We start from the raw sequence: 17,115 nt of genomic DNA on the forward strand, positions 1-17,115 counted from the left end.
AATTCGGTAACCGGCTGTTATCCTTAACCGCCACTTAACCACTATGGTTAACAATGGCTCCTTGAAACGGCGTCCGCGTTCGCGGCTGGCGCCAATTTCGGGAGCCGGGGACCATGATATCCAGATCGCGTATCGCGTCAGCGCTTGCCGCAACCATCCTGTTGCCGATGACGCCGGGGCTGGCGGCGGACTACGATCCGCCGGTCTATGCCGACCAGGCGCCGGACTACCAGCCGGTCGAGGTCGGCTCGGGCTGGTACCTGCGCGGCGATGTCGCCTATCTGCCGCAGAAGAGCTTCAAAAACGGGGATTTCACCTTCCCGTCAGCGATCGCCAGCACAAGCTTCAGCGAGAGCGAGGACGCCTATTTCGCGAGCGTCGGCTTCGGGTATCATTTCAATGACTATCTCCGCGCCGATCTAAACCTCGGCTACCTGCCCGGCAACAAAGCCAGCTTCAGCTATGACGACACAGCGACCGTGGTGGCGCCGGCAACGGCGACCGTGGGAGCCGGAAGCCTCAAGAACTATGCCTTCTCAGGCATATTGAATGGCTATGTCGACCTTGGCACATATGTCGGCGTCACGCCCTATGTTGGCGCAGGTATCGGCATCGTTCAAAGCAAATACAGTCTTTCGGCGGATTATTTCACCGACAACGGTGACGCAAGCGACGACTTCTCTCAGCGCAGCAGCAAAACGAAATATTCCTTGGCGTACACATTGAATGCGGGCCTTGCCTACCAGGTCTCGAAGAATGTTCTGATCGATCTTGGCTATCAGTATTTCTCCGCGCCCGACGCCGAATATGTTACGGCCGCAAGCCTGAATTCCTTCCCAGTCCACAAAGGCATCAGCAACCATCAGATCAAGCTTGGGCTGCGTTACGATCTCTGGTGAGCGGAGTAGGCGCAGAGGTTTCGACGGCGGGTCCTGAAGGCCCGCCGTTTTCGTTTCGGATCGAGCATCAGTCGAAGGGAATATCCTGACAGCGACAAAAACTTTGTTCTTGACGCCGAAGGTCTAAGCGCATATCGCCGTCCGTGGGCCACCCCTCCCCAACGAGGGGCCACTATCTGGAAGGATAGACCACGATGACGACGCTTACCAAGCCCGGACTCCGTCCGGCAAACCCCAATTTCTCTTCAGGTCCTTGTGCAAAACGCCCCGGCTGGTCGGTCGAGGCGCTCAAAGCTGCCGCGCTCGGGCGCTCTCACCGCGCCAAGATCGGCAAAAGCAAGCTCGAGCAGGCAATCGAGCTGACGCGCGAAATCCTCAAGGTTCCGGCGGACTACCGCATCGGCATCGTGCCGGCGTCGGATACCGGCGCGGTCGAGATGGCGCTGTGGTCGCTGCTCGGCGAGCGCGGCGTCGACATGGTCGCCTGGGAAAGTTTCGGCTCCGGCTGGGTGACCGATGTCGTCAAGCAGCTGAAGCTCGCCGACATGCGCAAGATCGAGGCCGGCTACGGCGAACTGCCCGACCTGACCCAGATCGACTTCGACCGCGACGTGGTTTTCACCTGGAACGGCACGACCTCGGGCGTGCGCGTGCCGAATGGCGATTTCATTCCTACGAACCGCAAGGGCTTGACCATTTGCGACGCGACGTCGGCCGCCTTCGCGCAGCGGCTCGATTTCGAAAAGCTCGATGTTATCACCTTTTCCTGGCAGAAGGTGCTGGGCGGCGAGGGCGCGCATGGCATGCTGATCCTCAGCCCGCGCGCCGTCGCCCGGCTGGAGACCTACAAGCCGGCCTGGCCGCTGCCGAAGATCTTCCGCTTGACCTCCGGCGGCAAGCTGATCGAGGGCATCTTCAAGGGCGAGACCATCAACACGCCGTCGATGCTGTGCGTCGAGGATTATCTCGACGCGCTCCACTGGGCGAAGTCGATCGGCGGGCTCGAGGCGCTGATTGCCCGCGCGGACGCCAATGCCGCGGTGCTCAACCGGTTCGCCGACAAGTCGGCGTGGCTTGGCCACCTCGCCGTCGATCCGGCGACGCGCTCGAACACGTCCGTGTGCCTTTCGTTCACCGACGCGCAAGTGGCGGCGCTCGATGCGGACGGGCAGGCGGCCTTCGCCAAGGGTATCGTGTCTTCGCTCGACAAGGAGGGCGTCGCCTACGACATCGGCTCCTACCGCGACGCGCCGCCCGGCCTGCGCATCTGGTGCGGCGCCACCGTCGAGACCGCCGATCTCGAAGCGTTGCTGCCCTGGCTCGACTGGGCCTTCGCCACGCAAAAGGCGTCGCTCAAGGCAGCGGCCTGAAATCCGTGGCGGCCTCCGGCCGCCACCATTTTCCGACACATCCAATCCCCTTCAAGGAGGCCGTGATGGCGCCCCGCGTTCTCGTTTCGGATAAACTTTCCACCACCGCTGTGCAGATCTTCAAGGATCGCGGCATCGAGGTCGACTACTTGCCCGACCTCGGCAAGGACAAGGAAAAGCTGCTTGAGGTGATCGGCCAGTATGACGGCCTCGCCATCCGCTCGGCGACCAAGGTCACCGAGAAACTGATCAATGCCGCCGGCAGGCTCAAGGTCGTCGGACGCGCCGGCATCGGCGTCGACAATGTCGACATCCCGGCCGCCAGCCGCAAGGGCATCATCGTGATGAACACGCCCTTCGGCAATTCGATCACCACGGCCGAGCATGCGGTGGCGATGATCTTCGCGCTGGCGCGACAGATACCGGAAGCCAATGCCTCGACCCATTCCGGCAAGTGGGAAAAGAACCGCTTCATGGGTGTCGAGATCACCAGCAAGACGCTGGGCGTGATCGGCTGCGGCAATATCGGCTCGATCGTCGCCACGCGCGGCGTCGGCCTGAAGATGCATGTGATTGCCTTCGACCCGTTCCTGTCGGACAGCCGCGCCGAGGAGCTCGGCGTCCAGAAGGTCGAGCTCGACGAGCTCTTCGCCCGCGCCGACTTCATCACCTTGCACACGCCGCTGACCGACAAGACGCGCAACATCATCGATGCGGCTGCGATCGCCAAGATGAAAGACGGCGTGCGCATCATCAATTGCGCCCGCGGCGGGCTGGTCGTCGAGGCGGACCTGGTCGCGGCGCTGAAGAGCGGCAAGGTGGCGGGCGCCGGCATCGACGTGTTCGAGGTCGAGCCGGCCGAGCAGAACGCGCTGTTCGGCATGGATAATGTCGTGGCGACCCCGCATCTCGGCGCCTCGACCACCGAGGCGCAGGAAAATGTCGCGCTGCAGGTCGCCGAGCAGATGAGCGACTACCTGATCAAGGGCGCGGTCTCCAACGCCATCAACATGCCTTCGATCAGCGCCGAGGAGGCGCCGCGGCTGAAGCCTTTCGTCAAGCTCGCCGAAGTGCTCGGCGCCTTTGTCGGCCAGGTCACCGAGGATCCGATCAAGGAGGTCGAGATCCTGTTCGACGGCTCGACCGCGACGATGAACACGCGCGCGCTGGTGAGCGCCGCCCTTGCCGGCCTCATCCGGCCGCAGGTCTCCGACGTCAACATGGTGTCGGCGCCGATCATGGTGAAGGAGCGCGGCATCATCGTTGCCGAGGTCAAGCGCGACAAGTCGGGTGTGTTCGACGGCTATATCAAGCTCACCGTCAAGACCGAGCACAGGACGCGCTCGATCGCCGGCACCTGCTTCTCCGACGGCAAGCCGCGCTTCATCCAGATCAAGGGCATCAATCTCGACGCCGAGGTCGGCCAGCACATGCTCTACACCACCAATGCCGACGCGCCCGGCATCATCGGCCTGCTCGGCACGGTGTGCGGCGAGAACGGCGTCAACATCGCCAACTTCCAGCTCGGCCGCAACCGGCCGGGCGGCGATGCGATCGCGCTGCTTTATCTCGACGCGCCCTTCCCGGAAAAAGTGCTGGAGCAGGTGCGCGCGCACAAGTCGATCGACTCGGCGAAGCGGCTTCGCTTCGACGTCGGTGTCGAGTAGCCGATCATCCATCGTCCGACATGAAATGCCCCGCCTGCAGCAGCAGGCGGGCCGCTAATTTATGATATGGCCGTCACCCGGCGGCTGCTTGGCGCATGATTTGAGACATCATCCCGTCTGCAGCGCTGCTCGGCTGCCGCTGTACTCGGCAAGTGCAATGCCGCCGAGGACAAGCGCCAGCGCGAAAGCCTGATAGGCCTGAAACTGCTCGCCGACGATCAGCACCGAAAGCAGCGTGCCGAAGATCGGCACCAGGTTGATGAACAGCCCGGCGCGGTTGGCGCCGATCAATTCGTTGCCCTTGATGTAGAGGACCTGCGAGACGACCGAGGCGCCAAGCGCTGTGTAGAGCGTGAGCGCCCATCCACGCGCATCCGGCACGATGACGCGGCCAGATGCGACCTCCCAGACGAAGAAGGGCACGGAGATCAGCAGCGCGGCGATCGACAGCGCCAGCATGAAACTCTGCCAGCGGATTGCCGGCTTGAGGCGCAGCCCCACCGAATAGAGGCTGTAGCAAAGCACCGCGACAAGCATGATGGCGTCGCCGAGGTTGAGATCGAGCTTCAAGAGCTGGCCGAGGTCGCCGTGGCTGGCGGTCAGCGCGACGCCGACGATGGTGAGGACGACGCCGACGACCTGCAGAGGCTGCACGCGCAGCCTGAACAGCACGAAATTGGCAAGGATGATGACGATCGGAATGGCCGCCTGCTCGATCGAGACGTTGATGGCGGTCGTGTAGTTGAGCGCCGTGTAGAAGATGACGTTGAAGATGGTGAAGCCGCAGGCGCCGAGGCCGGCAAGCAACCTCCAGTGCCTGCGCACTTCGGGCCAATCCTCACGCAGCGTCCGCCAGCCGACGGGCAGCAGGATCAGCACCGCCATCACCCAGCGCAGGAACACCAGCGTCATCGGCGAGACATGGCCGACGGCAAGCTTGCCCGCCACCGAATTGCCGCCCCACAGGAGCATGGTCGACAGAAGGAACAGATAGGCGGCTCGGTGCATGGAGGTTCCGGCCTCGGTGTTCGAGGGTTCAGCCCGGCCTAAAGTGGAGGCGGCGGCAAGTAAATGATGCGAAAGCCGGAATTTGTTGTGCCTGGATAAGGTTGATGTTTCGCCGGCGGCGTCATTTTGATCCAACTCCTGTGTGGGGCATGGTCACTTGCGAAAGCCGGTTCCCGCTTTTTGGGTTCGCTCACCTTCGGTTCGGGGTCATGCTCCAAGGATGGTTTCGGCGGCAAAGAAAGGGTCGCGCCCGCCTGCGCTAGACGCTATAGAGGCCTGTCGTTTCAGGCCGCCCGCGCGGCATTTCAAGGGAAAAGAACATGGCCAATGTGGTGGTCGTCGGCTCGCAATGGGGCGACGAAGGCAAGGGCAAGATCGTCGACTGGCTGTCGGAACGGGCCGATGTGGTCGTGCGCTTCCAGGGCGGCCACAATGCCGGCCATACGCTGGTCGTCGACGGCAAGGTCTACAAGCTGTCGCTGCTGCCCTCGGGCGTGGTGCGGGAAGGCAAGCTTTCGATCATCGGCAATGGCGTGGTGTTCGATCCGCATGCCTTCGTCGCCGAAGCCAAGAAGCTCAAGGAGCAGGGCGTGGAGGTCACGCCGGAGCGCCTGAAAATAGCCGAAAACACCGCGCTTATCCTGTCGCTGCACCGGGAGCTGGACGGATTCCGCGAAGACGCCGCCTCAAATTCCGGAACCAAGATAGGCACGACCCGCCGCGGCATCGGCCCCGCCTATGAGGACAAGGTGGGACGGCGCGCGGTGCGGGTGATGGATTTGGCGGATTTGGAAACGCTTCCCTTGAAGGTCGACAGGCTGCTGACGCACCACAACGCGCTGCGCCGCGGGCTCGGCCATGCGGAAGCGACGCATGAGGCGATCATGCAGGAGCTGACCTCGGTGGCCGCCGAGATCCTGCCCTACATGGACCGCGTCTGGAAGGTGCTCGACGACAAGCGTCGCGCCGGCGAGCGCATCCTGTTCGAGGGCGCGCAGGGCACGCTGCTCGACATCGACCACGGTACCTATCCCTTCGTCACCTCGTCCAACACCGTGGCCGGGCAGGCGGCTGCCGGCTCGGGCGTGGGCCCCGGCGTCATCGGTTATGTGCTCGGCATCACCAAGGCCTACACGACGCGCGTCGGCGAGGGACCGTTCCCGACCGAGCAGAAGAACGAGATCGGCGAGTTCCTCGGCACGCGCGGCCATGAGTTCGGCGTGGTCACCGGCCGCAAGCGCCGCTGCGGCTGGTTCGACGCCGTGCTGGTGCGCCAGGCCGTCGCCGTCAACGGCATCAAGGGTATCGCTCTCACCAAGCTCGACGTGCTCGACGGGCTGGACGAGATCAAGGTCTGCACGGGCTACAGGCTCGATGGCGAGACGATCGATTACCTGCCGGCCAGCCAGGGCGCGCAAGCGCGGGTCGAGCCCATCTACGAGACGCTCGAAGGCTGGAAGGGAACCACGGCCGGCGCCAGAAGCTGGAATGATCTGCCGGCGCAAGCCGTCAAATATGTCCGCCATATCGAGGAGCTGATCGGCGCCCCGGTGGCGCTGCTCTCCACCAGCCCCGAGCGGGACGACACAATACTTGTGACCGATCCGTTTCAAGACTAGTTTCACAGCCCTTCCCGGCGCTACGTCTGATTTGCGGCCGGCGGGAAAAGAATGCAGGTCACCTGACGCATGGCAGATTTCGTTAGTGTTCTGAAAAAGCAGATCGACAAGAAGGTGGACCCTTCGTTCGAGGTGCGCAAACAGATATACGACGGTGCCCGCGCGGTGCTGGCGAAGAAGCTCGCCGAGTATTCCCCGCCGCTTGCGCCCGATGTCGTCAGCAAGCAGAAGCGCTCGCTGGAAGATGCCATCTCCAGCGTCGAGCGTGAATATGCCAAACCCGTTCCGGCCGAGGATCCGCTGGCGGAGCTGGAGCATATTTTCTCCTCCATCGACCGCAACAAGAACCAGCCGAGCCATTCCCGCCAGCCGGCGGCCCCTGAGCCTGCCAAGCCGGATCCGTTCAAATCCGAACCGTTCAGGCCGGCGCCCGCGCCCGCCAGGACGGAACCAAGCTGGCAAAGTGCGCCGAAGGCGGAGCCCGCGCGGCAGAACCCCGTGAAAGCCGAGCCGGCGTGGCAGAACACGGCAAGGACGGAGCCGAACTGGCAGATCGCGCCAAAGGCCGAACCAGCCTGGCAGAAGGCGCCGCCGCCGATGCCGTCGCCGCGCGAGGACGATGTAGGCCTGACGGGCATGGACGATGCCGATGACGGCGGCGATGTCTTTGCCAATGACGAGCAGCCGGCGGCCGATACCTTCCAGCGCCTGCGGCCACAGCGGCAGGAACGCAAGCGCAGCTATGGCGGCTTGATCGCCGCTCTCATCGCGCTGTTGGTGCTCGCCGGCGGCGGCTACGGCATATGGCTGAACAAGAATGCGTTCGGCTCGCTCTTCGGCCTTGGCGGTGGCAGCAAGACGGTCTCGACCGAGCCGCTGGTCAAGCCGGCTCCGGCCAAGCCGGCGACGGAGACGGCGGCCGCGCCGGCTGCGCCCAGCGCCAGCGAGCCGGCCGACGCGACCAAATTCACGCAACGCCTGACACCCGAGGGCAAGGAGACCGATCCCGGTCCGGCCGGCGGACAGGCCACGATCGGCGAAGGCGAATCCGTCGCGGCGCTGACCTCCCGGCCGCCGGCCGCGCCGGTGACGACACCGCCTGTTCCGGCCACGCAAACGCCCGAGGCGCCTGCCGCAACGCCGGCTCCGACCGACGCCGCCAATCCGACGCCGCCAGCGGCCGGAACAACACCGCCCGCGGCTGATGCGGCAACGCCGCCCGCGGCTGGCACCACGCCACCGGCGGCTGGAGCAACGCCGCCGGCCGCAGGCACGACGCCGCCCGCGCCAGCGCCGACGACTGCGACCGTGCCGGTAGGACAGAAGGCGATCTTCTATGAGGAGCGCACCAGCACGCAGCAGGGCACGGCCGAGCCCGGCAGCATCGTCTGGTCGCTGGTGCAGGAATCGCCCGGCGGCGATCTGCCGCCCGAACCGGCGATCCGCGCCGAGGCGACGATCCCCGGCAAGAATATCCAGCTGCGCATGACGATCCGGCGCAACACCGACCAGACGCTGCCGGCCAGCCACATCGTCGAGATGATCTTCCTGACGCCGGAAGGGTTTGACGGCGGCGGCGTCGACAACATCCTGCGCATCGCCATGAAGAGCTCCGAACAGGACGCCGGCAGCCCGCTGATCGGCATTCCGGCCAAGATCGCCGACGGCTTCTTCCTCGTCGCGCTCAACGACACCAAGGCGGACGAGGACGCCAACCTGACGCTGCTTCGCGGCCAGGACTGGATCGACGTGCCCGTGGTCTACAAGACCGGACGCCGCGCGCTGCTCACCATGGAAAAGGGCATCCCGGGCGAGAAGGTTTTCGACGAGGCGCTGAAGGCCTGGGCGGCGAAGACGTCGGGGTGAGGAACAGCGGCGGTCTTGAGCTACCGCTCAGAAGCCCTGAAACAGCATGTCGAGAGCGGCGACGATCTCGTCGTGATGTCTTGCGAGGTTTCCTTCTGCCGCCCGCAATTCCGAAGCCATTACAGCCGAAATGAATTGAGTGACCATCACGTGGTCTTTGCCATCGATTCTGAAGATCGGATTTAGCCTGCGCGCCGGCAACGGTGCGATGTTGGGCGGCAGAAGCGGAACGACGACGTTGGTGTCGAGGTGTTCCAGTATGTCGGACTGGACATCAAGGAGATAACCGTCGCTTCCTGCGTTCCGATAGAAATCATAACGGGCCATCAAAACAGCCGGTGCTTGGCTAAAGGCAGACCGTTGCGTTTGACATATTCGTTGGAGCTTTCGAGCGCTTCCTTGTTCTCTTCCTGCCAGCGACGCGTTTTCTCGGCAGAAATTGCCTTAGCGATCCCTTGCTCGGCAGCGCGGGACATGTTGATGCCCAATGCCTTGGCCTCCTCGATCAATCTGGAATCAATCGAGGTGTTGACCGATTTGCGTTGCGGTTTTGCAGTTGAATGGAGCATGGCCTACCTCTTCATGCGCATAGAATAAGCGCATATCTGCGTGCAAGCAAGCTGCTCATCCCTCCATCTCTTCCCGTAGCATCTCCAGTTCCAGCCACTCTTCCTCGAGCGCGGCCAGCGTCGTGCGCTCCTTGTCGAGCGCGGCAATGGTCTTCTGGAACGAGGCCGGGTCGCGCTCGTAGAAGGACGGGTCGGCGATGTTGTTCTCCAGCCGCGAGATCGAGGCCGTCACCGCCTCGATCTTCTTGGGCAGCGAGTCCAATGCGAATTTCTGCTTGAACGAGAGCTTTTTGGCGGGGCCTTTGGGTGCTGCCTGTTCGGCTTTCGATCCAGCCTCGCTCGCCTCGGCCTTCGACCTCGCCTTGCGGTCTTCCAGCTTCGAGCCGCCGCGCTGCGCCAGCATGTCGGAATAGCCGCCGGCATATTCGATCCAGCGGCCGTTGCCGTCCGGCGCGATCACGCTGGTGACGGTGCGGTCGAGGAAGTCGCGGTCGTGGCTGACCAGGATCACGGTTCCGGCAAAGCCCGCGACCAGTTCCTGCAGCAGTTCCAGCGTCTCCATGTCGAGATCGTTGGTCGGCTCGTCGAGCACCAGCAAATTCGCCGGCCGCGCCAGCACGCGGGCCAGAAGCAGGCGCGCGCGCTCGCCGCCGGAAAGCTCGCGCACCGGCGTGCGCGCCTGCTCCGGCTTGAACAGGAAATCCTTCATGTAGGAGACGACATGGCGCTGCTCGCCATTGACAACAAGGTTCTCACCGCGCCCGTCGGTGAGGTAATGCGCCAGCGTCTCGGCCGGGTCGACGGACTCGCGCTTCTGGTCGAGCGTCGCGATCTCCAGATTGACGCCGAGCCGCACGGTGCCGGCATCCGGCGCCAGCTCGCCGGTCAGCATCTTCAACAATGTCGTCTTGCCGGCGCCGTTCGGGCCGACCAGGCCGACGCGGTCGCCGCGCTGGATGCGGGTCGAGAAACCCTTGACCACGGTGAGCTCGCCAAAGCTCTTGTCGATGCCCTTGGCCTCGACCACCAGCTTGCCGGATTCGGCTGCATCGCTCGCCACCATGGTGGCAGTGCCTTCGGCGCCGCGATGGCTGCGGAAGCGCTGGCGCATGGTCTGCAACTCGCCGAGGCGACGCATGTTGCGCTTTCGCCTGGCGGTCACGCCATAGCGCAGCCAGTGCTCCTCGCGCACGATCTGGCGGCCGAGCTTGTGCTGCTCGCGCTCTTCTTCTTCCAGCACCTGGTCGCGCCATTCCTCGAAATGGGCAAAGCCCTTGTCCAGCCGCCGCGTCTGGCCGCGGTCGAGCCAGACGGTAGCGCGCGTGACGCGCTCGAGGAAGCGGCGGTCATGCGAGATCAGGATGACGGCGGAGGAGGTGCGGGCAAGCTCCTCTTCCAGCCATTCGATGACCGACAGGTCGAGATGGTTGGTCGGCTCGTCGAGCAGGAGGATATCGGGCTCCGGCGCCATGACGCGGGCAAGCGCGGCGCGGCGCGCCTCGCCACCGGAAAGATCGTTCGGACGCTCCTCGCCGGTCAGGCCGAGATGCTCCATCAGATAGGTGGCGCGATGCGGATCGTCGGCCGGGCCGAGGCCCGCCTCGACATAGGCGCGCACGTCGGCGAAGCCGTCCATATCCGGCATCTGCGGCAGATAGCGGACGGTCGCCGAAGGCTGGCGAAACACCTCGCCGTCCTGCGGCTCGATCATGCCGGCGGCGATCTTGAGCAGGGTCGACTTGCCAGAGCCGTTGCGGCCGACCAGCGCGATTTTCTCGCCTGCGGATGCGCTGAGCGCCGTGCCGTCCAGCAGCGGGGTGCCGCCGAAGGTCAGTTTAATGCCGTCGAGATTGAGGAGTGGCGGCGCCATGTTAGCTTTCTGGAAGAGGATAGGGGTGGGCCAGAAGCAGCGCCCGGCCGCGCTCCAGCGCGATGCCGAGCCGCCCTTTGACCTCGTTTGATATAGTGAGCGAGGAGCCGAACGCCACCTCGACGCAGTCGAGCGGCCATTTCGCGCCGGTCACCGTCAGGCCGGCGAGCTCGGAGAAGCCGAGCACCGAAAACAAGGTGCCGTCGTCATAGTCGAAGCCGGCCTTGCCAGGCAGGATGGGAACGCCTTCCTGCGCGCCGCTGGTCAGCAAGACCTCGGTGCCGGCCTCTGCCAGCCGAAGCGCAAGCGCCAGGTGCAAGAAAGCATGGTCGGCGCGCTTGCCGCCGAAGGCGCCGGCCAGCACCAGGCTGGTGGCGCCACGCTTAAGCGCTTCCGCTATGGCGAGCTCGCCATCGGTCATGTCCTTCTCGGCCGGGAAGACTTTTCGCGGAACGGCGGCGAGATCATCCGGTAGATTGGCAGGCACCGAGTCGAAATCGCCGACCCACAGCTCCGGCACCAGTCCAAGCATGCGAGCATGGCCGATGCCGGCATCGGCGGCGATGACGCGCGAAGCTTCGATCTGGCGTTCGAGCCGGGGCGTGCGAATAAGCTCGCCGCCAAGCAGGATGGTGAATGTGCCCATGGCCGTGGCCCTTACCAGCCCTCCAAGCGAAACGGAAGCCGGACGGCCCGCGCTTCGGTTGCGCGCCTGCTGTCCGAACATTAGCTGCCCGGCAAACTTCCGCTTGCGCGCCGCTTCGGCGGGGCCTATCTGTCGAAACGCTCTAACGGGGTGCCGGACGTGATCCGGCTGAGAGGCGATCAAGCCAACCCGCTGAACCTGATCCGGTTTGTACCGGCGGAGGGATTAGACGTTTCGGACCATCCGGCGCCTCAATCCTTGTCATTCGAACGAAGGAGGCGCCGATGCGCGCAATGCTGTCCAATCTCATTCTCGCAACCGGTCTTGTCTCGCTTCTGGCGAGCGTCGCGCCTGCAGAGGCAAAGGACAAGCTCACCGTCTATACCTATGAGAGCTTCACCGCCGACTGGGGACCCGGCCCGGCCATCAAGAAGGAGTTCGAGGCCGAATGCGGCTGCGATCTCGAATTCGTCTCGGTGGCCGACGGCGTCGCCCTGCTCAACCGCGTCAAGCTGGAAGGCGCCAGCACCAAGGCCGACATCGTGCTCGGCCTCGACACCAACCTGACGGCAGATGCCAAGGCGAGCGGCCTGTTCGCGCCGCATGGCGAAGTCTCCGGCATCAACGTGCCCGGCGGCTGGAGCGACGACACTTTTGTCCCCTTCGATTATGGCTATTTCGCCGTCGTCTATGACACACAAAAACTGAAGACACCGCCCAAGAGCCTGAAGGACCTGGTGGAGGGCGCCGGCACGGACAAGATCGTCATCCAGGATCCGCGCACCTCGACGCCCGGCCTAGGCCTGCTCTTGTGGGTGAAGTCCGTCTATGGCGACAAGGCGCCGGAGGCCTGGGCAAAGCTCAAGACGAAGGTGCTGACGGTGACGCCGGGCTGGAGCGAGGCCTACGGCCTGTTCACCAAGGGCGAGGCGCCGATGGTGCTCTCCTACACCACCTCGCCGGCCTATCACATGGTGGCCGAGAACACCGAGCGCTATCAGGCGGCCTCTTTCGAGGAAGGCGAGTACCTGCAGATCGAGGTTGCCGGCATCACCACGACGGGCGCGAAGAACCCGCTGGCGCAAAAGTTCATCGCCTTCATGACCGGACCGAAATTCCAGGACGTGATTCCGGAGACCAACTGGATGTTCCCGGCCGGCAAGACCGACAAGCCGCTCAACCCGGCCTTCGACAAATTGGTCAAGCCGACCAAGACCTTGCTGTTCAGCCCCGAGGAAGTGGCTGCCAACCGCAAGGCCTGGGTGGATGAGTGGCTGGCGGTGATGAGCAAGTAGGGCTGCGATGCTTGCGCCGAGGCCCCCCTCTCTGTCCTGCCGGACATCTCCCCCTCTAGGGGGGAGATTGGCTGTCACGCCGGCCTTCGCCAATCTCCGGCGTTGCAGGATCGAGCGCGGCGTCGAAGTTGCTAATCTCCCCCCTAGAGGGGGAGATGTCCGGCAGGACAGAGGGGGGCGCGAAGGAACGCGGCGTTTGCTGAATTCCACCAAGGTGCGACGTGCAAGCCGCCGCGCACCCTGACTCCCGCATCCCCGCCGGCGTCATCGCCCTTGCCGCCATCGGCTTCCTCATCAGCGGCGCCTTCGCCGGCCTCGCCGTCGAAGGCGCGCAGGATCTCTCCGGCGCTGCCGCGGCCTTCGACAGTTATCTCTTGCGCGTCGCCCGCTTCACGCTGTGGCAGGCGGCTCTGTCGACGCTGCTGTCGGTCGCGTCGGCGCTGCTGGTCGCGCGCGCATTGTCGAGACATCCGGCTTTTCCCGGGCGTCGCCTGATCCTGCAATTGTTCACCGTGCCGCTGGCCTTGCCGGCGATCGTCGCCGCGCTCGGCATATTGGCGCTCTATGGACGGGCGGGGTATCTTGCCGGCGTCTTCGCCGAACTTGGCGGCGGGGATTGGCCGGGGATCTACGGCCTCTCCGGCATCCTTGTCGCGCATGTCTTCTTCAACCTGCCCCTGGCCACGCGCCTCTTCCTCGAGGCGCTGGGCACCGTTCCCGCCGACCAGTGGCGGCTGGCGAGTCAGCTCGGCATGGGCGCGCGGCCGGCCTTCCGGCTGATCGAATGGCCGGTACTGCGCGCGGCCCTGCCGGGAATCGCCGGGTTGGTCTTCATGCTCTGCATAACCTCCTTCACCATCGTGCTGACGCTGGGTGGCGGTCCGGCCGCGACGACGCTGGAGGTCGCCATCTACCAGGCGCTGCGCTTCGATTTCGATCCCGCGCGCGCCGTGGTGCTGACGCTGCTGCAGATCGCGCTCACCTTCGTCGTGGTCGTCGCGCTCACTCGGCTCGGCGCCAACACGGTCGGCGATGCCAATCTGCCGGTGGCGCCACGCCGCTACCTTTCGGCGGAACGGACCGAAAGCGTGCTGAACGCCGGCCTCATCGCGCTGGCCCTGCTGTTCGTCGCCGGGCCGATGCTGGCGACCGTGCTTTCAGGCCTTCAGGCCGACCTCGGCCGATTGGCGGGTGAAGCGGCGGTGCGTCGCGCGACGCTCACCAGCGCGGGCCTCGCCCTGCTTGCGGCGTTGCTCAGCGTGACGTTGTCGCTGGCGCTGATCGCGGCGCGGCGCGCGCTGGCCCTGCGGCGCCGGGCAGGCGGCGCCATGGGCCTGCTCGAACATGCCGCCGACACCGGCGCCGGCTTCGTGCTGGTCGTGCCGCCAATCGTGCTTGGCGCCGGCTGGTTCCTGTCGCTGCGCCACGTCACCGATGTCTTCGCCATCGCGCCGGCCATGGTCGTCGCCGTCAACGCGGTGATGGCGATGCCCTTCGCCATCCGCGCCATTCGTCCGGCCTATGACGCGGCGAGCGAGCGCCACGAGCGGCTTTGCCTGGCGCTCGGCATATCCGGCTGGACCCGGCTCAGCCTGATCGACTGGCCGTCGCTCAGGCGGCCCCTGGCCACCGGCTTTGCCTTCGCCATGGCGCTGTCGCTCGGCGATCTCGGCGTGATCGCGCTGTTCGGCAGCGATTCCTTGCAGACCTTGCCCTATCTACTTTTGGCGCGCATGGGCAGCTACCGGACAGCCGACGCAGCGGGACTTGCCTTGCTGCTCGGCCTCGTCTGCCTGATGCTGGTGGTCGCCGCCGACTGGCTGGGGCGAGAAGGAAAGTCATGACGACGAGCATCGATGGCGCCGCCGCGCAAAAGGGCCTCACCGTCGCGCTGGATGGCGTCTCGTTCAGCTATGGCGAATCCTCCTTCAGTTTCGACGTCGAATTCGCGGCCGGCAGGATCACCGCCATCATGGGGCCGAGCGGCTCCGGCAAGTCGACGCTGCTCAATCTGATAGCCGGCTTCGAAACGCCCGATGCGGGCAAGGTGCTGATCGGCGGCGCCGATGTCGGCAACACGCCGCCTTCGGCGCGGCCGGTGTCGATGGTGTTCCAGGAAAACAATTTGTTCGCGCATCTTTCGGTCGAAGCCAATGTCGGGCTCGGCCGCTCGCCGTCGCTCAAACTCGGCGATGCCGATCGCGCCGACGTCACCGAGGCGCTGGCGCGGGTCGGTCTTGCGGGCAAGGAAAGGCGGTTGCCGCGCGAGCTTTCCGGCGGCGAGCGGCAACGCGTGGCGCTGGCGCGGGTGCTGCTGCGCGACCGGCCAGTCTTGCTGCTCGACGAACCTTTCGCGTCGCTCGGCCCGGCGCTGCGCGACGACATGCTCGACCTTATGGCCGGCATCCATGCCGAGCGCGAAATGACGGTGCTCTTCGTCACGCATCAGCCGGAAGATGCGCGCCGCATCGGCCAGGACGTGGCTTTTCTCGACGAAGGCACGATCGCGGCAACCGGGCCGGCGGATGATTTCTTCGATCGGTCTGGACCGGACGCCTTCCGGCGCTATATCGGCGATCGAGGCGGCACCGTTGCCGGATCACAACATATTGCCTGGAAGCGGACATAATTTACGGCCAAACCGGCAACGGGCGATCCGGCGTTTGCTTGCCTTGTCCGGGGGAGTGTGGCTAGGTCCGGCCATGCTGGTCCGGCTGGGCCGCGATTTGCCGAAAGAGTTCGAAAGGAAGCCGATCTGTCGACCGGCGCTGAGAAGGTTTGGATGAAGCCGCTGGCACGATTTCTCGCGCTGGCGAGCGTTGCCGTGCTGGCCAGCTGCCAGATGTTCACGCCGCCGGACGTGCAGGAAAGCGGCTTCCAGCCTTCCGACAAGCCGATCACCGTCGACAATGTCGTCGCCAACGCCAAGCTCGCCGAAATGGCGAAGGCGCAGCATCCGCGGATTCTCGCCACCTATGGCGGCGAATATTCCGACCCCAGGCTCGAACGCATGGTGGCCAAGGTCGTCGGCAATCTGACGGTGGTGTCGGCCAACCCTACCCAGACCTATCGCATCACCATCCTCAACTCGCCCAACGTCAACGCCTTCGCGCTGCCGGGCGGCTATCTCTATGTGACGCGCGGCTTGCTGGCGCTGGCCAACGATTCGTCCGAGCTTGCCGCGGTCATCGCGCATGAGATGGGCCACGTCACCGCGAATCACGGCCTGCAGCGGCAGCAACTCGAAGCCGAGGAAGGCTTGGCGACCAAGGTGGTTTCCGATGTGCTCGGCGACAGCCCGACGGCCAAGGCGGCGCTCATCCGCGGCAAGCTCAGGCTTGCGCAATTCTCGCGCAACCAGGAACTGCAGGCCGACGCCATCGGCATCAAGTCGATCGGCGAGGCGGGCTATGATCCCTATGCGGCGGGTCGCTTCCTGCAGTCGATGTCGGCCTATACGGATTTCCGCTCGGTCAGCGGCGCCACCGACGCCAGCCTCGACTTCCTGGCGACGCACCCCAACACGCCGCAGCGCATCGAGTTGGCGCAGCGCCTTGCGCGCAATTTCGGCCCGCCCGGCGTCGGCACGCGCGACCGCGACGCATTTCTGGCCGGCATAGACGGCCTGCTTTACGGCGACACGCCGGAAGAAGGCTATGTGCGCGGCCAGACCTTCATGCACCCCAATCTCGGCGTCTCCTTCACGGTGCCGGACGGCTTCGTCATCGACAATTCGGCGGCCGCCGTCACCGCGACCGGGCCTGGCGACATCGCCATCCGCTTCGACGGCGTGGCGATCGACAAGTCCGTCTCGCTCACCGATTACATCCGCAGCGGCTGGGTGGCGGGGTTGGAAGACGCCAGCGTGCGCCAGGAGACGATCAACGGCAACGATGCGGCGACTGCGCATGCCAGCGCGCAAGGCTGGCAGTTCGACATCGCAGTGATCCGCGCCGGCGGGCAGGTCTACAGGCTGCTGACGGCCGCGCCCTCGGCCAGCACTTCGCTGGATTCAGTCGCGCGCTCGGTCAGCGGCTCCTTCCGTGTGCTGAGCCCGGCCGAGAAGGCGGCGCTGAAGCCGCTGCATATCAGGGTCGTCACTGTCCAGGCCGGCCAGACCATGGGCTCGCTCGCCGCGCAGATGGTCGGTGTCGACCGCAAGCTCGACCTGTTCCGCGTGCTCAACGCCATGTCGCCGGGCGCGACAGTGTCGTCGGGCGACAAGGTCAAGATCGTCACCGACAGGTAGGACTCGCGAATTCGCACCAACCAGGCGCCGTCGGCTATTTGAACAATCGCCCGGGCC

At 65.0% G+C, this 17,115-nt stretch carries 14 protein-coding genes and 1 riboswitch; of the genes, 9 read left to right on the top strand and 5 right to left on the bottom strand.

Annotated elements, in window-relative coordinates; translation table 11 throughout:
- The first annotated feature begins 113 nt into the window (after positions 1-113).
- The 3 genes from FJ417_RS07340 (at position 114) to serA (ending at position 3,936) form a co-directional block, all read left to right on the top strand.
- On the top strand, positions 114-899 hold the full coding sequence (locus tag FJ417_RS07340) for an outer membrane protein (protein WP_140782988.1): 786 nt from the start codon (positions 114-116) through the stop codon (positions 897-899).
- 194 nt (positions 900-1,093) lie between these two features.
- Complete coding sequence (locus tag FJ417_RS07345; RefSeq protein WP_140654944.1) at positions 1,094-2,269, top strand: phosphoserine transaminase; 1,176 nt, start codon at positions 1,094-1,096, stop codon at positions 2,267-2,269.
- Between the two features lie 65 nt (positions 2,270-2,334).
- A complete protein-coding gene (serA, locus tag FJ417_RS07350; RefSeq protein WP_140782989.1) occupies positions 2,335-3,936 on the top strand; it encodes a phosphoglycerate dehydrogenase in 1,602 nt (533 codons plus the stop codon).
- Between the two features lie 108 nt (positions 3,937-4,044).
- Here the strand turns inward: serA and FJ417_RS07355 are convergent, their stop codons facing one another.
- Positions 4,045-4,944, bottom strand: a complete 900-nt coding sequence (locus FJ417_RS07355; RefSeq protein ID WP_140782990.1) for a DMT family transporter — start codon at positions 4,942-4,944, stop codon at positions 4,045-4,047.
- Between the two features lie 320 nt (positions 4,945-5,264).
- On the opposite strand from FJ417_RS07355, the gene FJ417_RS07360 reads away from it, so the two are divergent.
- Complete coding sequence (locus FJ417_RS07360) at positions 5,265-6,563, top strand: adenylosuccinate synthase (RefSeq protein ID WP_140645843.1); 1,299 nt, start codon at positions 5,265-5,267, stop codon at positions 6,561-6,563.
- 69 nt (positions 6,564-6,632) lie between these two features.
- Complete coding sequence (locus FJ417_RS07365; RefSeq protein WP_140782991.1) at positions 6,633-8,429, top strand: hypothetical protein; 1,797 nt, start codon at positions 6,633-6,635, stop codon at positions 8,427-8,429.
- 27 nt (positions 8,430-8,456) lie between these two features.
- Here FJ417_RS07365 and FJ417_RS07370 read toward each other — a convergent pair whose 3' ends face one another.
- From FJ417_RS07370 to FJ417_RS07385, 4 genes are read right to left on the bottom strand one after another with little or no spacing between them, the layout of a single operon-like run.
- Positions 8,457-8,756: a CcdB family protein gene (locus tag FJ417_RS07370; RefSeq protein WP_140645841.1), complete on the bottom strand. Its 300-nt coding sequence runs from the start codon at positions 8,754-8,756 to the stop codon at positions 8,457-8,459.
- Positions 8,756-8,998 (bottom strand): type II toxin-antitoxin system CcdA family antitoxin, encoded by a 243-nt coding sequence (locus FJ417_RS07375; protein ID WP_140645840.1) that lies wholly within the window; start codon positions 8,996-8,998, stop codon positions 8,756-8,758. The genes FJ417_RS07370 and FJ417_RS07375 overlap by 1 nt, the downstream gene beginning before the upstream one ends.
- Before the next feature lie 55 nt (positions 8,999-9,053).
- A complete protein-coding gene (locus tag FJ417_RS07380) occupies positions 9,054-10,868 on the bottom strand; it encodes an ABC-F family ATP-binding cassette domain-containing protein (protein ID WP_140782992.1) in 1,815 nt (604 codons plus the stop codon).
- Between the two features lies 1 nt (position 10,869).
- Entirely contained in the window at positions 10,870-11,514 is a 645-nt protein-coding gene (locus FJ417_RS07385) for a thiamine diphosphokinase (protein ID WP_140782993.1), read from the bottom strand.
- Positions 11,515-11,650: 136 nt separating this feature from the next.
- Positions 11,651-11,756, top strand: a riboswitch (TPP riboswitch).
- 42 nt (positions 11,757-11,798) lie between these two features.
- Between FJ417_RS07385 and thiB the strand changes: the two genes are divergently transcribed.
- The 4 genes from thiB (at position 11,799) to FJ417_RS07405 (ending at position 17,058) form a co-directional block, all read left to right on the top strand.
- Positions 11,799-12,809, top strand: a complete 1,011-nt coding sequence (thiB, locus tag FJ417_RS07390) for a thiamine ABC transporter substrate binding subunit (protein ID WP_140782994.1) — start codon at positions 11,799-11,801, stop codon at positions 12,807-12,809.
- Between the two features lie 221 nt (positions 12,810-13,030).
- Entirely contained in the window at positions 13,031-14,653 is a 1,623-nt protein-coding gene (gene thiP / locus FJ417_RS07395; RefSeq protein ID WP_140782995.1) for a thiamine/thiamine pyrophosphate ABC transporter permease, read from the top strand.
- Complete coding sequence (thiQ, locus tag FJ417_RS07400) at positions 14,650-15,438, top strand: thiamine ABC transporter ATP-binding protein (RefSeq protein ID WP_140782996.1); 789 nt, start codon at positions 14,650-14,652, stop codon at positions 15,436-15,438. The genes thiP and thiQ overlap by 4 nt, the downstream gene beginning before the upstream one ends.
- A gap of 153 nt (positions 15,439-15,591) precedes the next feature.
- The gene (locus tag FJ417_RS07405) at positions 15,592-17,058 is read left to right on the top strand and encodes a M48 family metalloprotease (RefSeq protein WP_140782997.1); all 1,467 of its coding nucleotides are present in this window, start codon (positions 15,592-15,594) and stop codon (positions 17,056-17,058) included.
- Positions 17,059-17,115 lie beyond the last annotated feature (57 nt).

The sequence above is a fragment of the Mesorhizobium sp. B3-1-7 genome (assembly GCF_006439385.1).
Classification (GTDB): domain Bacteria; phylum Pseudomonadota; class Alphaproteobacteria; order Rhizobiales; family Rhizobiaceae; genus Mesorhizobium.

Coding starts and splice junctions, on each gene's coding strand:
- FJ417_RS07340 (WP_140782988.1), top strand. CDS start 114: ATGATATCCAGATCGCGTATCGCGTCAGCGCTTGCCGCAACCATCCTG.
- FJ417_RS07345 (WP_140654944.1), top strand. CDS start 1,094: ATGACGACGCTTACCAAGCCCGGACTCCGTCCGGCAAACCCCAATTTC.
- serA (WP_140782989.1), top strand. CDS start 2,335: ATGGCGCCCCGCGTTCTCGTTTCGGATAAACTTTCCACCACCGCTGTG.
- FJ417_RS07355 (WP_140782990.1), bottom strand. CDS start 4,944: ATGCACCGAGCCGCCTATCTGTTCCTTCTGTCGACCATGCTCCTGTGG.
- FJ417_RS07360 (WP_140645843.1), top strand. CDS start 5,265: ATGGCCAATGTGGTGGTCGTCGGCTCGCAATGGGGCGACGAAGGCAAG.
- FJ417_RS07365 (WP_140782991.1), top strand. CDS start 6,633: ATGGCAGATTTCGTTAGTGTTCTGAAAAAGCAGATCGACAAGAAGGTG.
- FJ417_RS07370 (WP_140645841.1), bottom strand. CDS start 8,756: ATGGCCCGTTATGATTTCTATCGGAACGCAGGAAGCGACGGTTATCTC.
- FJ417_RS07375 (WP_140645840.1), bottom strand. CDS start 8,998: ATGCTCCATTCAACTGCAAAACCGCAACGCAAATCGGTCAACACCTCG.
- FJ417_RS07380 (WP_140782992.1), bottom strand. CDS start 10,868: ATGGCGCCGCCACTCCTCAATCTCGACGGCATTAAACTGACCTTCGGC.
- FJ417_RS07385 (WP_140782993.1), bottom strand. CDS start 11,514: ATGGGCACATTCACCATCCTGCTTGGCGGCGAGCTTATTCGCACGCCC.
- thiB (WP_140782994.1), top strand. CDS start 11,799: ATGCGCGCAATGCTGTCCAATCTCATTCTCGCAACCGGTCTTGTCTCG.
- thiQ (WP_140782996.1), top strand. CDS start 14,650: ATGACGACGAGCATCGATGGCGCCGCCGCGCAAAAGGGCCTCACCGTC.
- FJ417_RS07405 (WP_140782997.1), top strand. CDS start 15,592: ATGAAGCCGCTGGCACGATTTCTCGCGCTGGCGAGCGTTGCCGTGCTG.